The sequence below is a fragment of the Rhizobium bangladeshense genome (assembly GCF_001662075.1).
In the GTDB taxonomy this organism is placed as follows: domain Bacteria; phylum Pseudomonadota; class Alphaproteobacteria; order Rhizobiales; family Rhizobiaceae; genus Rhizobium; species Rhizobium bangladeshense_B.
Genome location: NZ_LYPL01000003.1, coordinates 97,661 through 109,958, shown reverse-complemented (window position 1 = coordinate 109,958; position 12,298 = coordinate 97,661). Strand labels below are relative to the sequence as shown.

The following is a 12,298-nucleotide window of genomic DNA, read 5'->3' as shown; positions in this document are numbered from 1 at the left end:
CCTGTTTTCCCGGGAGGGTTCAAACTTGGCCTCGCTTCGGCGGGGCTTTTTCTTTGGGCCGACCGCCGGCCGTATCGGGAATTTCTGTCCGACTGCAAGATTTGGCCTTTCCGGCCTGATGCAACGGGCGTATTCAGCCAACGCGCGGCGTCGCTCGCGCGCTTTCCGCGGCAGATCCTCCGATCGGCTCCTTCCGGTTTCCCAGCCGCGCCGACAAATTGCATTATGAGATCGATGACCACAGCAGAGACGAGCGAGAACCGGCAAGAGGCGGCAAGCGGCCGCCAGGCGAAGATCGTGGCGCTGGTCGTTGCCGTCTCCTTCTTCATGCAGATTCTCGACGGCACGATCGTTGCCACCTCGTTGCCGCAGATGGCGGCAAGTTTCGGCGTGCAGCCGGTGTCGATGAGCATCGGCATCACCGTCTATATGCTGACGATGGCGGCCTTCATTCCGCTGTCGGGCTGGCTCGGCGATCGCTTCGGCGCGCGCCGTATCTTCCTGATGTCGATCGGCGTCTTCACCGGCGCCTCGCTGTTCTGCGGGCTGTCCGGCAGCCTGATGGAATTCGTGCTGTGGCGCGCCGTCCAGGGGGCGGGCAGCGCGCTGATGACACCGGTCGGGCGCATCATCGTGCTGAAGAACGCCCGCAAGTCCGAACTCGTCCAGGCGATCGCGCTGATCACCTGGCCGGCGCTGACCGCGCCGGTGATCGGCCCGGTGCTCGGCAGTTTCATCACCACCTATGCCAGCTGGCACTGGAACTTTTTCATCAATATCCCGATCGGTGTTCTCGGCATGGGGCTGGTGTTGCGCTTCGTGCCCGAGCAGCGTGAGGCCGACGCCGGCCGTCTCGATCTCGTCGGCTTCGTGTTCAGTGCTGCAGGGCTCACCTTCCTGCTCGCCGCCCTGGAACTCTCGGTCAAATGGGAAGGTGGGCTTCTGCCGGTGATATCAATGCTCGCGGCCGGCACCGTGCTCTCCGTCATGGCGACGCGACATTTCCTCGCTGTCGACAATCCGCTTCTCGACCTTTCAGCCTTCCGCGTCCAGACCTTCGCGATGTCGACGCTGTCGGCGGGCACGGCCTGCAGGGTGGCCATCAATGCGACGCCGTTCCTGCTGCCGCTGTTGTTCCAGCTCGGATTCGGGCTGAGTTCAATTGCCGCCGGAACTTATCTGCTCGTCTATTTCCTCGGCAATCTCGGCATGAAGACGGTGACGACGCCGCTCCTGCGTTTCTTCGGTTTCCGCACGGTACTTGTGCTGAACGGGCTGATCGCGGCGTTTTCGATCGTCGCCTGCGGTTTTCTGACGCCTGATACACCGCAGTTTTTCATCCATGCGCTGCTCTTTCTCGCCGGCCTGTCGCGGTCGATGGAATTCACCGCGCTGAACACGCTGGCTTTCGCCGATATCGGTCCGGCGCAGCGCAGCTCGGCCTCGACGCTGTCAAGCATGCTGCAGCAGGTGTCGATGCTGCTCGGCGTGGCCGTGGCGGCCGCCGTGCTCAACATTGCCGCGGCTCTCAGAGGGGTCCAGACCCCCGTTCTTGCCGACTTCCGTTGGGCCTTCGTCTTGGTCGGAGCGATCGGGGTCATCTCGTCGCTGCGCTTCCTGCAATTGCCTGCGGAGGCGGGAGCGGAAGTTTCGGGTCATCGGAAATTCCAGAAAAACTAACCTGCCGACGAAACCAATCAAGCCGCTCTGCGGTACCGGTTTTCCGTTGTCATCCTTTCGCGCCGCCTGCGACAAGAGCGGGGGACAGCGGCTGTTTACCTCGGGCGGTCAATGCAATACGACATTGCCATGCGGACGAGTCGCGCTTGCGGTCCATCGTCGCTGCGGGAGAACGCCGGGAGACGGAATGAGCAATTCTAGCGGCGATGCGGATGTCCTGATCCACATCCTCTATATCGACGACGACGAGGAGCTTGCATTGCTGATGCAGAAAAACCTGCTTCGGCGCGGCTTTTCGGTCGAGTGGGCTAAGAACGGCGCTGCCGGTCTGGCAAGACTCGGCGAAGGTGGAATCGATGCCGTCGTGCTTGATCACATGCTGGCCGACGAAACCGGTCTCGACATTCTGCCCTGCATGACGGCGATGCCGGATCATCCACCGGTCATCTATGCGACAGGTTCGGACGATACCAGCATCGCGGTCGCGGCGCTGAAGGCGGGTGCCGACGACTACGTGCTGAAGGAGATCTCGGCCGATTATTTCGATCTGCTCGCGGCTGCCCTCGAACAGGCATTGGAGCGGGCGCGTTTTCGCCGCGAGACGGCGCAGGCGCAGGAGGTGATCCGCCAGCAGCGCGATCTTGCGGAAATGCTGCTTGCCGAAGTCAATCACCGCATTGCCAACAGTCTCGGGCTGGTCGGCGCGCTGATCCGCATGCAATCCTCGATGACCAAGGACCAGGTGGCGATCGATGCGCTGCACGAAACGCAGATGCGGATCAACGCCATCGCCAGCGTGCACCGCCGGCTCTATACCAACCGGCAGGTCGGAACGGTGCAGCTCGATGAATATCTGAACAGCCTGCTGACCGAACTCGAAGCGTCGATGCGTGACGACAAGCGGCCGCATCGCATCATGCTGACTGCGGCGCCGGTCAAACTGGCGACCGACAAGGTTATCACGCTCGGACTGATCGTCAGCGAGCTCGTCACCAATGCCTTCAAATATGCCTATCCGGACAGCGTGACGGGGGAGATCCGTGTCAGCGTCGATCAAACAGAAGAGGTGCTGAAGGTCATCGTCGAGGATGACGGCGCGGGGTTTGATCCGGAGAGCCCGGCCAGAGGGACGGGGCTCGGTACGCGTATTTTGACCGGGATGGCCGCGAGCCTGAAATCGGATTTCGCCTATGATCCCCATCATAATGGGACGAGGGCGACGCTCGTATTTTCGTTGCATGAGGGGAAGTAGGACGTGTGGTGCAGGGCGTCCCGTGAGAAAGGGAGAAGGGGAATCGAGACGTTGCCACGGGTCTCTTCTCTCCTCGGGGAGAAGGTGCCGGCAGGCGGATGAGGGCCTCACGGCACAGCATCATCATTTTTCTGCAATAGCTTACCGGCATCGCATCATCAAACCTAACGCAAGGGGAGGACAACCATGACGACAATCCGTACGCCGCGCGAAGTCTATGATTTCTGGTTCGTTCGATGCGGCCGGGAGCTGTGGTTCCAGCCGCCGCCGGAACTTGACGTGGAGATCCGTGATGTTTACCGCGATACGCATCTAGCGCTGGCGGCAGGCATCAGTGAGGAATGGCGGGCCGATGCGATATGCCGGCTGGCGGCGGTCATCGTGCTCGACCAGTTCCCCCGCAACATCTATCGCGGCACGCCGCTCGCCTTCGCAACCGACGGACTGGCGCTGCGGGAAGCCAAGCTCGCACTTGCGGCCGGTGGCGACCAGGCGGTCGAGGTCGCCTGTCGCACCTTCTTCTATCTGCCGTTCGAACATGCCGAAAACCTCGACGAGCAGGAACGTTCGGTGGCCTTGTTCACTGCGCTAGGCGACGCCGAATACCTGGATTATGCCATCCGTCATCGCGATGTGATCGCCGCCTATGGCCGATTTCCGCACCGCAATGCCATCGTCGGACGGGAATCGACGGCTGCGGAGCGTGACTATCTCTCCCGGCCGGGCGCCGGCTTCTGAGTGCTTCTCATTCAGGTCTTTCAAGTACGCTGCGAGGCGCTTTAGGCATTTCCCGCCTTTCTGTCGCCTTTGTTTGCAATGAAAAGCTGACTTTCTATCCTGACGACAACCCTCCCGGAGGCGCTTTTGCGGCTGAGAACGATCCTGCTTCGCACCATTCTGTTGATGACGCTGGCGCTGGCCGGCGCCCATTTCGAGAGTGCCGCAGCCTTGGCGCAGGAGCCGCAGACGCAGGCGACGGCAGAGACGCCGCTTGTCGATACGCCATCCGCTCAGGCGGCGAAGGAAATCGAAAAAGCGAAGGTCCAGCTTGGTTCGCTTCAGGACAGCGTCAAACAGAACGCCGATAATGACGATGCGCTGGTCGGGATTGCTGCCAAGGCCGACGAACTCAGCCGCGCTGTCATCACGATCTCGGTCAATCTCAGGCCGCGTTTCGATCAGATCAAAAACCGCCTTGGCGAGATCGGCGATCCGCCGAAGGATGGACAGCCGCCCGAGGCTGAGATCGTCACCCAGGAGCGCAATGCGCTTGCCGCCGAGCGTGCGCAGATCAATGCGGTGACAGGCGACGCCGAAAATCTGTCGATCGCGGTGACGCAGCTGGTCAACGAGATTATCGAGATGCGACGGCGGCTTTTCGCCGATACGCTTCTCAGACGTACCGAAATCTCCGTCTCGGTGCTCGACGACGCCGCCGGCGCCTTCGTGCACGAGGTCAGCGAATTCTCGCAGGCCCTGTCCAGCTGGGGCGCCTTCGTCTGGAAGTTCAAGCGCTTCCCGTTGTTTGCGGCGATCTTCCTGTCGCTCGCCTCGGCGCTCATTCTGCTCTCCGGCAGCTACCGCCTGTTCGGCGCATATCTGCGCCGCGATGAGGCGGTCGAGAACCCGTCCTATATCGGCCGGCTGTCGATTGCCTTCTGGTCGACGTTGATCCGCACTCTGGCGCTTGCGGTGCTGCTCGTAACCTCGTTTTTCTTCCTCAATAGTTTCAACGTGCTGCGGCCCGATATCGCACCCGTCATCGGCGCGCTGTTCGGCACGATCGGGCTCGTCTATTTCGTCGGCCGGTTCGTCAACGCGATCTTCGCGCCGCGTGAACCGCATTGGCGGCTGGTGAAGCTTTCCAATCTCGGCGCCCGCTCGATCGGCTACTGCCTGCTGGCGATGGCTGTCGTCAACGGCCTTGACTATCTGTTCGGCACGGTCAGCGAGGCGATGGGTTCCCCGCTGGTGCTGACGGTGGTCAGGAGCCTGATCGCCGCGCTCATCATCGGCGTGATCCTTATCGCTGCCTCCTTCGGCAAGCCGATGCTGGCACGGAACGGCGATCCCGACGCGCCGGGCCGGCATTGGCCGCGCGGCATGGCCATCATCCTGCGCGTTGCCGGCGCCGGCCTCATAGTCACCGCGCTCGCAGGCTATGTAGGACTGGCGCGCTTCGTCGCCACGCAGTTCATCATCACCGGTGCGGTCGTCGCCACCATGTATGTCGGTCTGCTGTCGGGCAAGGCGATCTCCCGACAGGAGAGCTTCGGCGACACCTTCTTCGCCCGTTTCCTGACGCGCCGCTTCAATCTGGGGCCTGTGGCGATCGACCAGGTCGGCCTGCTCGTCGGCCTTGCGATCTATGCGGTGGCGCTGCTCGTCGGCATCCCGCTGATCCTGCTGCTCTGGGGCTTCCATGTGCAGGACCTGCAGCTTCTCGCCTATCGGCTGTTTACCGAGGTCAAGCTCGGCGGCATCAGCATCTCGCTGCTCGGCATCTGCACCGGCATTCTGCTGTTTGCCGGCGTCTACCTGTTGACGCGCTGGGTGCAGCGCTGGCTCGATGGCAATGTCATGGCGCGAAGCCATGTCGATCTCGGCGTGCGCAACTCCGTCAAGACGGGGATCGGTTATCTCGGGGTCGGTGTGGCGGCGATCATCGGCGTCTCGGCCGCCGGGATCGATCTGTCGAGCTTTGCGCTCGTTGCCTCGGCGCTTTCGGTCGGCATCGGTTTCGGCCTGCAGAACATCGTTTCCAACTTCGTCTCCGGCCTGATCCTTCTGGTCGAGCGGCCGTTCAAGGTCGGCGACCATGTTGTCTCGGGCACGGCCGAAGGCATCGTCAAACGCATCTCGGTGCGCGCCACCGAGATCGAGACCTTCCGCAAACAGTCGATCATCGTGCCGAATTCGGAGCTGATCAACGGGCTGGTCGGCAACTGGACGCACCGCAACAAGATCGGCCGCTCGGAAATTCCGGTCTCCGTCAGCTACGACGCCGATCCGCAGAAGGTGATGGATATCCTGCTCGAACTGACGGCGAAGATCCCGCTCGTGATGCGCAACCCCGAGCCGCATGTCGAATTTCTGCGGTTCGGTCCCTATTCGCTGGACTTCGAGCTACGCTTCTTCCTCGCCGATATGGGCGACGGCATGACGGTGCGCAACGATCTCAGGATCGAGATCCTCAAGCGCTTCAAGGCGGAGGGTATCGAGATCCCGTTGCCGCAGAGCGACCTGACCATCCATCGCGAGGCGCCCGCCGCTATCGCCAACGTGGGCAAGGACGTCAGGCCCAGCTCCGCGGACGGCGCTGCCGGCGAGGAGGAGCATCGGGTGCGACAACTACGTGGCCGGACCGCCGAGGCCAGCCTGAAGAGCTGAACGGCTCATTCAGCCATCATTCACAGGTCTATGTGCATGATCCCTTGCATCGGGATCGCTGCCGAGGGCAGCACCGATCGTTCGAGGGGAGGGCGCACCCGCGCCGCCGCACATGATGGCAAGATTTGCCGCCGCGCTGCTTATCCCGCTGCTTGCCGCGCCGGCGGTCAATGCGGCATCCGTCACCAATACCGATCCTGCCGCCGTGGTGCTCGTCATCACCGAGGGCGGCCAGCGTGTCGAGGTCGTCGTCGATGCCGGAGCTTCGGAAAACCTCTGCCCTTCCGGCTGCTTCATGACGACGCCCGATGGCGACCGCATCGGCCTCGACGGCGGCGAGACGATCGACATCATCAAGGGCTCGGCCGTCGTTAAATAAGGCTGCGGCGCCGTTGGGCTACGGCTCTCCGCGCGCCAGAGCCGTGTGCGCCGGCACGGGCATCCGCATCAGCGGTCGGATGGCGAGGAATGCCGCCACGGCCGCGGCGCCGAGCGTGGCGGTAATCGAGCGACCAGGATCCAGGCCACCGATGAGAAGCGCCGCCGACAGCGCGCCGAAGGTCCATTCCGACCAGCCATGTCGGGCGGCCTTTCGGAGGCGGCGGGCGTCATATGGATTTGAGGCCCACGCGCCCTTCGAGCTTGTCGGCTTCTTCCCTGCGTTCGCTGTAGCGGTCGGTGAGATAGGCCGAGACGTCGCGCGTCAGCCATGTGAATTTCACCAGTTCCTCGCAGACGTCCACGACGCGGTCGTAAAAGGATGAGGGCTTCATGCGCCCATCGCTGTCGAACTCCTGGAACGCCTTTGCCACCGACGACTGGTTGGGAATGGTGATCATCCGCATCCACCGGCCGAGGATGCGCATCTGGTTCACGGCATTGAATGACTGCGATCCGCCGGAAACCTGCATGACTGCGAGCGTCTTGCCTTGCGTCGGCCGGACCGAACCCACCGACAGCGGTATCCAGTCGATCTGTGCCTTCATGATCCCGCTCATTGCGCCGTGTCGTTCGGGGCTGACCCAGACCTGGCCTTCCGACCAGGCCGACAATTCGCGCAATTCCTGCACTTTGGGATGGGTGACCGGCGCTCCGTCGGGAAGGGGGAGCCCCTGCGGATCGAAGATCCGCACTTCGCAGCCGAAATGCTCGAGCAGCCGTGATGCCTCATGCGCCAGGAGACGGCTGTAGGATACGGTCCTGAGCGAGCCGTAAAGGATGAGAATGCGCGGCTTATGCGTTGAGAAGGGCGGCCGCAAGGCTGCCAGATCCGGCTGACGAAGGTGGGCCGGCGAAGTCGCTGGCAGGTCAGACAATGCGTTTGCCTTCGGCATCGAGCACCTTCTCGCCGTCCTCCTTGGTGAAGGCGCCCTTATGCGTCTCCGGCAGGATTTCCAGGACCACCTCGGACGGCCTCGACAGCCGTGTGCCAAGCGGGGTGATGACGAAGGGCCGGTTGATCAGGATCGGCTGGGCGAGCATGGCGTCGAGCAACTGGTCATCGCTCAGATCAGGATTGCCGAGGCCGAGTTCGGCGTAGGGCGTATCCTTCTCGCGCAGGGCCTGGCGCACGCTCAGGCCGGCGTCGGCGATCATCTTCACCAACTCCGTGCGTGACGGCGGCGTGCTGACGTATTCGATAATATCGGGCTCGATGCCGGCATTGCGGATCATCGCCAGCGTGTTGCGAGAGGTGCCGCAGGCGGGATTGTGGTAGATGGTGACGTTCATAGTTTCGCTTCGGAGGATAGGGTTGACGATGTCTCGACCGGCTGCAGCAGCCAGTTGAAGAGGAGGAGGGCTGCGACCGCACCAACGATTTCGGTAAGCCAGAACCCCGGAAGGTCGATCGGGCGGATGCCGGAAAAAGTGTCGGTCAGGGAGCGGGCGAAGGCCACCGCCGGATTGGCAAAAGAGGTCGAGGCGGTGAACCAGTAGGCGGCGGTGATGTAAAGCCCGACCAGCCATGGTACGGCCTTCTGCTCGAAGCGGATACCGGCGAGAATGATTGCGACGAGGCCGAAGGTCGCAATCCCCTCGGAAAACCATTGCGCGCCGCCGGTGCGGACCTTGCTCGACAATTCCAGGAGCGGCAAGTTGAACATCAGATGGGCGCAGATCGTGCCGGCCACGCCGCCGGCAAACTGCGCCAGCACGTAGCCGCCGAGGTCGCGTTTCGGCAGTGAGCCCGACATGGCGAAGATCAACGAGACGGCCGGGTTGAAATGGGCGCCGGAAATCGGCCCCAGCACGGTGATCAGCACGACCAGGATCGCGCCGGTCGCCAGCGTATTGCCGAGCAGGGCGAGCCCGACATCCGCGGTCAGCGATGTCGCCATGATGCCGGAGCCGACCACGGTTGCGACCAGCATGGCGGTGCCGAGCGCCTCCGCGACCAATCGGCGCGATAGATCGTAAGAAGCCATCAAGCGGCCCCTGCCGGTTTTGCCGTCGTGCCTTCCATCGCCCCGATCTGATGCAGATGCGATTCCAGCGCCAGCTTGTCGATCGAGGCCAAAGGCAGGCTGAGGAAGGCCATGATCCTGTTTTTCAGGAAACGGGCGGCCTGTGCGAAGGCGCGGCCCTTCTCGACCTCGCTGCCCTCGACGGCGGCCGGATCCTCGACGCCCCAGTGAGCGGTCATCGGATGGCCGATCCAGACGGGGCAGGCTTCGCCGTGGGCGGTGTCGCAGACGGTGAAGATGAAATCCATCTCCGGTGCGCCGGGTTTGGCGAATTCGTCCCAGCTCTTCGAGCGGAATCCGGTTGCGGGATAACCCAGCGCCTGCAGTTCCTTCAGCGCCAATGGATTGACTTCGCCTTTCGGCTGGCTGCCGGCGGAATAGGCCTTGAACCGGCCCTTGCCCTCGGTCTCGAGGATCGACTCCGCCAGGATCGAGCGTGAAGAATTGGCAGTGCAGAGAAAGAGCACATTGTAGACACGGTCTGTGGTCATTGCAGTTCCTCCTTGGTTGCAGGTGCACAGCATGCGGCGACGGCGGCGGCGGGCGCGCAGATTTCGGCGTTCCCTCCGCAGCAATCCTCCATCAGAAAACGGATCAGACCGCCAAGCGCCTCGTAATTGGCGGTGTAGATGATCGAGCGCGATTCACGTTGCTGGGCGATCAGCCCTGATCGTTCCAGCTCCTTCAGGTGGAAGGAGACGTTGGATGGCGAAACCTCGGCTTTTTCGGCGATGGAGCCCGCCGCCATTCCGTCAGGACCCGAGACGACAAGCATGCGAATGATATGGAGGCGCGTTTCCTGCGAAAGCGCGCCGAATGCGGCGAGGGCTTGGCGTTGATCCATATTTCAATAATCCTTGAATCGTTGAAACGGATTAGCGCAGATGAATGCCATCGACAACAATAAAATTCAGGCGGAGGAGATAAGCCTCGGCCTGCTGCTTTATTGCGCGGCAATGCCTTTTGCCGCGGCCGGCAAGCCGCAAGCCGCGCGACCGCTGGCTCGCCGAGGAGAGTAGAAAGGCTGCGGCCTGCTGCGGTCCATCGGCGACGGGGGAGCGGCTGCTGTACGGGGAGACCCGCGGGGGTCGTGTAACAGCCGAGCGGTCCGCATGTCCCGCGCTCGCCTGGCATCAGGAATTGACTGACGCGTGGGCATCCCACCATCTGAGCACCCGCATCGCCCGGAGCGTGATCCAGCGTGAGGGCTGACCTTCTCCCTCATCGATCTCGAACCAGACACGGCCCGGCAGGGTCCAGTCGAGCGGCCATCTGCCGTTCTGAAGACGGCGGCAGCGAAGATGGTCGATCGCCTCGCCGAGGCGCGGATCGGGAGCGGAGCCGGTGAGGAGGGCGCTTGACCGGAGATAGTCGAGGGCGCGAGGGATGTCGTAGCGCCATCGGTTCGGGTGCAGGAAGTGCAGGAAGCGTTCGTCGGCCGGCTCGCCGGTGCCGAGACGGCGGAAGAGGTTGCGCTTCAGCAGGAATTCCTCGCCCGTTCTGCGTGCCGCCCGGGATTGCGGCGTACCGCCGGTCGCTCGCTCGAACTCCAGCAGGCCTTCCAGGACGTTGATGGTGCTGGCAAAGGACGATCGAATGGAGCCGTTGCACCGTTCGCAATTCCAGCCGCCATCCTGGAGGCGCTCGCCGGTCAGCCTCTCGACAATGGAGGAGACGTCGACACCGAAATAGGCGCCGTCGGCGACCGTGCGGCCATTGATGCACTCCTCGACTTCGCCCTTCCAATAGGACTGGCCGCCCTCTTCCCAATGGGCATGGGTGCCGATCAATTCGACGGTGCGCCTCGCCCGCTCACACGCGGGATCGAGACCGAATTCCCGCAGTTGCGAAAGGGAAAAAGTCGTGGCCGTCCAAGGCTGGCCGCACTCGCGCCACTCGCAAGGGTCGAAACCGGCGGGCAGAAAGGCGCCACCCGCCCATTGCCCGTCCTCGTCCTGGCAGGCAAGCAGCCTTGCGCCCCACCCTTCGGTCTCCACTTTTGCCCGCTCGGCCATCCATTCCCGCTGCGGTGCGTCAAGCAGGTCACGCATGACCTGCCACCGGATCGACGGGTCGGAGTCGAGTAGCCATGCAATCACCGGGTCGGATTGGGCCATCGGAAACCTCTCGGCGGTCGGTCGACCACCCGTTTATAATCGCTTCGCCCGCGCGCTGCCAGCCGAGTGCCTGCGCGGGCGTCAACGTCTCACCCTGATCAGCCGGCGCCCCGATCGGTGTTCTGGAGAGTTGAACGCCGCGCTGCCTCTGTGACGAACGGTCGGCACCCGATTGACAAGCGGAGAATGTGATCGTCGTCGGCGAACGCCCGTTCAATGTCGAGAACGCGGGGCTTCGCGCCTGATTTCTTAATCATATCCGCAAGAAAATCGGCATCGGCGCCATTGGGTCGTCTCTCCGTTTTCGTATCCACAGTGCTGATTAATGATTAGTCAAATCAATTGATGTATCCGGTGGAATTGGGGACGGATTTTACATTAAAGGTTTTACGATGGCGTTTTTAGGTATTTCGGGGATGCAATATTCTGGAGAGATGTTTGCCGGCGCGCGAATTATTGTCGCCGAAGATTCAAACGTGTTCACTTCGATGATCAGCAAACGCCTCAAGGAGTTGTTTGACATTGACGTCGAGATCTGCCGCAACTTCGAAGACCTGCAATATTCCTACGACAAATCTTCCGATCCGATCACGCTGGCGATCTCGAACATCAATCTGCCCGGCGCCGAAAACGGCGAAGCGCTCGAATATCTGGTCGATCTTTCCATTCCCACGATCGTCTTCACCGGCACCTTCCACGACGGCATGCGGGACAAGCTGATGGCCAAGGACATCGTCGACTATATCCTCAAGGACAATATCTTCGCGGTCGATCTGCTGGCGGAGTCGATCTGCCGGTTCCTGACCAATCATCGCCACCATGTGCTGATCGTCGACGACAGCGCGACGGCGCGTGCGTTGTTGTCGAGCCGGCTGAAACGCTATAATTTCCGCGTCAGCGTCGCCGAGAGCGGCGGCAAGGCATTGGATATCCTGAAGGCCAATCGCGATATCGGCCTGATGATCACCGACTACAACATGCCCGATATTGACGGCTTCGAACTGACGCGACGCATCCGCGCCAATATCGGCTCGCACGAACTGCGCATCATCGGCGTTTCCTCCTCATCGAACCGGCTGCTTTCGGCGCGGTTCCTGAAGGCCGGAGGCAATGATTTCATGCTGCGCCCCTTCATCGACGAGGAGTTCTACTGCCGCGTCAACCAGAATCTCGATACGCTTCTGCAAATTCAATCGATGCGCAAGGAGCGGGCGGTTGCCTGACGGCTCTTCAAGCATCGGTGCCGCGACGGCGCGGGCGATGACGGAGGGGAACCGTCAACGAATTTCTGCAATTATAAGTAACACTCACAGTTGTCCCCTTCACGCGCATAGGCCTCTCGGTTATCGTCCGCTCCGCCGGGGAGGGGGCCGAGTCGAGCCCGTCGGACGCAT

Annotated in this window: 13 protein-coding genes; 7 read left to right on the top strand and 6 right to left on the bottom strand. The window is 62.2% G+C overall.

Annotated elements, in window-relative coordinates; genetic code table 11:
• Positions 1 to 234: 234 nt before the first annotated feature.
• The 5 genes from A7X77_RS08085 to A7X77_RS08065 all read left to right on the top strand — a co-directional run bounded on the left by A7X77_RS08085 (position 235) and on the right by A7X77_RS08065 (position 6,701).
• Positions 235 to 1,680 (top strand): MFS transporter, encoded by a 1,446-nt coding sequence (locus A7X77_RS08085; protein WP_064682738.1) that lies wholly within the window; start codon positions 235 to 237, stop codon positions 1,678 to 1,680.
• Between the two features lie 187 nt (positions 1,681 to 1,867).
• On the top strand, positions 1,868 to 2,932 hold the full coding sequence (locus A7X77_RS08080) for a sensor histidine kinase (RefSeq protein ID WP_064682443.1): 1,065 nt from the start codon (positions 1,868 to 1,870) through the stop codon (positions 2,930 to 2,932).
• A gap of 186 nt (positions 2,933 to 3,118) precedes the next feature.
• On the top strand, positions 3,119 to 3,670 hold the full coding sequence (locus A7X77_RS08075) for a DUF924 family protein (protein ID WP_064682442.1): 552 nt from the start codon (positions 3,119 to 3,121) through the stop codon (positions 3,668 to 3,670).
• Positions 3,671 to 3,796: 126 nt separating this feature from the next.
• Positions 3,797 to 6,322 (top strand): mechanosensitive ion channel family protein, encoded by a 2,526-nt coding sequence (locus A7X77_RS08070; protein ID WP_064682441.1) that lies wholly within the window; start codon positions 3,797 to 3,799, stop codon positions 6,320 to 6,322.
• A gap of 112 nt (positions 6,323 to 6,434) precedes the next feature.
• A complete protein-coding gene (locus A7X77_RS08065; RefSeq protein ID WP_064682440.1) occupies positions 6,435 to 6,701 on the top strand; it encodes a hypothetical protein in 267 nt (88 codons plus the stop codon).
• Positions 6,702 to 6,930: 229 nt separating this feature from the next.
• Here the strand turns inward: A7X77_RS08065 and arsH are convergent, their stop codons facing one another.
• The 5 genes from arsH to A7X77_RS08040 are packed head-to-tail and all read right to left on the bottom strand — an operon-like array spanning position 6,931 to position 9,631.
• Positions 6,931 to 7,656, bottom strand: coding sequence for an arsenical resistance protein ArsH (gene arsH, locus A7X77_RS08060; RefSeq protein ID WP_064682439.1), 726 nt, complete (start codon positions 7,654 to 7,656; stop codon positions 6,931 to 6,933).
• Entirely contained in the window at positions 7,631 to 8,053 is a 423-nt protein-coding gene (gene arsC, locus A7X77_RS08055) for an arsenate reductase (glutaredoxin) (protein WP_064682438.1), read from the bottom strand. The genes arsH and arsC overlap by 26 nt, the downstream gene beginning before the upstream one ends.
• The gene (locus A7X77_RS08050; protein ID WP_064682437.1) at positions 8,050 to 8,748 is read right to left on the bottom strand and encodes an MIP/aquaporin family protein; all 699 of its coding nucleotides are present in this window, start codon (positions 8,746 to 8,748) and stop codon (positions 8,050 to 8,052) included. Before A7X77_RS08050 ends, arsC begins: the two co-directional genes overlap by 4 nt.
• The gene (locus A7X77_RS08045) at positions 8,748 to 9,278 is read right to left on the bottom strand and encodes an arsenate reductase ArsC (protein ID WP_064682436.1); all 531 of its coding nucleotides are present in this window, start codon (positions 9,276 to 9,278) and stop codon (positions 8,748 to 8,750) included. The genes A7X77_RS08050 and A7X77_RS08045 overlap by 1 nt, the downstream gene beginning before the upstream one ends.
• A complete protein-coding gene (locus A7X77_RS08040; protein WP_064682435.1) occupies positions 9,275 to 9,631 on the bottom strand; it encodes an ArsR/SmtB family transcription factor in 357 nt (118 codons plus the stop codon). Before A7X77_RS08040 ends, A7X77_RS08045 begins: the two co-directional genes overlap by 4 nt.
• Positions 9,632 to 9,671: 40 nt before the next feature.
• Between A7X77_RS08040 and A7X77_RS34195 the strand changes: the two genes are divergently transcribed.
• Positions 9,672 to 9,806 carry a hypothetical protein gene (locus A7X77_RS34195; RefSeq protein ID WP_280950326.1) on the top strand — a complete coding sequence of 45 codons (135 nt, stop codon included), beginning with the start codon at positions 9,672 to 9,674 and terminating at the stop codon, positions 9,804 to 9,806.
• A gap of 114 nt (positions 9,807 to 9,920) precedes the next feature.
• Here A7X77_RS34195 and A7X77_RS08035 read toward each other — a convergent pair whose 3' ends face one another.
• Positions 9,921 to 10,904 (bottom strand): hypothetical protein, encoded by a 984-nt coding sequence (locus A7X77_RS08035; RefSeq protein WP_064682434.1) that lies wholly within the window; start codon positions 10,902 to 10,904, stop codon positions 9,921 to 9,923.
• Positions 10,905 to 11,296: 392 nt separating this feature from the next.
• Between A7X77_RS08035 and A7X77_RS08030 the strand changes: the two genes are divergently transcribed.
• Complete coding sequence (locus A7X77_RS08030) at positions 11,297 to 12,127, top strand: response regulator (RefSeq protein ID WP_064682433.1); 831 nt, start codon at positions 11,297 to 11,299, stop codon at positions 12,125 to 12,127.
• Positions 12,128 to 12,298 lie beyond the last annotated feature (171 nt).

Coding starts and splice junctions, on each gene's coding strand:
- A7X77_RS08075 (WP_064682442.1), top strand. CDS start 3,119: ATGACGACAATCCGTACGCCGCGCGAAGTCTATGATTTCTGGTTCGTT.
- A7X77_RS08035 (WP_064682434.1), bottom strand. CDS start 10,904: ATGGCCCAATCCGACCCGGTGATTGCATGGCTACTCGACTCCGACCCG.
- A7X77_RS08045 (WP_064682436.1), bottom strand. CDS start 9,278: ATGACCACAGACCGTGTCTACAATGTGCTCTTTCTCTGCACTGCCAAT.
- A7X77_RS08030 (WP_064682433.1), top strand. CDS start 11,297: ATGGCGTTTTTAGGTATTTCGGGGATGCAATATTCTGGAGAGATGTTT.
- A7X77_RS08050 (WP_064682437.1), bottom strand. CDS start 8,748: ATGGCTTCTTACGATCTATCGCGCCGATTGGTCGCGGAGGCGCTCGGC.
- arsC (WP_064682438.1), bottom strand. CDS start 8,053: ATGAACGTCACCATCTACCACAATCCCGCCTGCGGCACCTCTCGCAAC.
- A7X77_RS08040 (WP_064682435.1), bottom strand. CDS start 9,631: ATGGATCAACGCCAAGCCCTCGCCGCATTCGGCGCGCTTTCGCAGGAA.
- A7X77_RS08065 (WP_064682440.1), top strand. CDS start 6,435: ATGATGGCAAGATTTGCCGCCGCGCTGCTTATCCCGCTGCTTGCCGCG.
- A7X77_RS34195 (WP_280950326.1), top strand. CDS start 9,672: ATGAATGCCATCGACAACAATAAAATTCAGGCGGAGGAGATAAGCCTC.
- arsH (WP_064682439.1), bottom strand. CDS start 7,656: ATGCCGAAGGCAAACGCATTGTCTGACCTGCCAGCGACTTCGCCGGCC.
- A7X77_RS08085 (WP_064682738.1), top strand. CDS start 235: ATGACCACAGCAGAGACGAGCGAGAACCGGCAAGAGGCGGCAAGCGGC.
- A7X77_RS08080 (WP_064682443.1), top strand. CDS start 1,868: ATGAGCAATTCTAGCGGCGATGCGGATGTCCTGATCCACATCCTCTAT.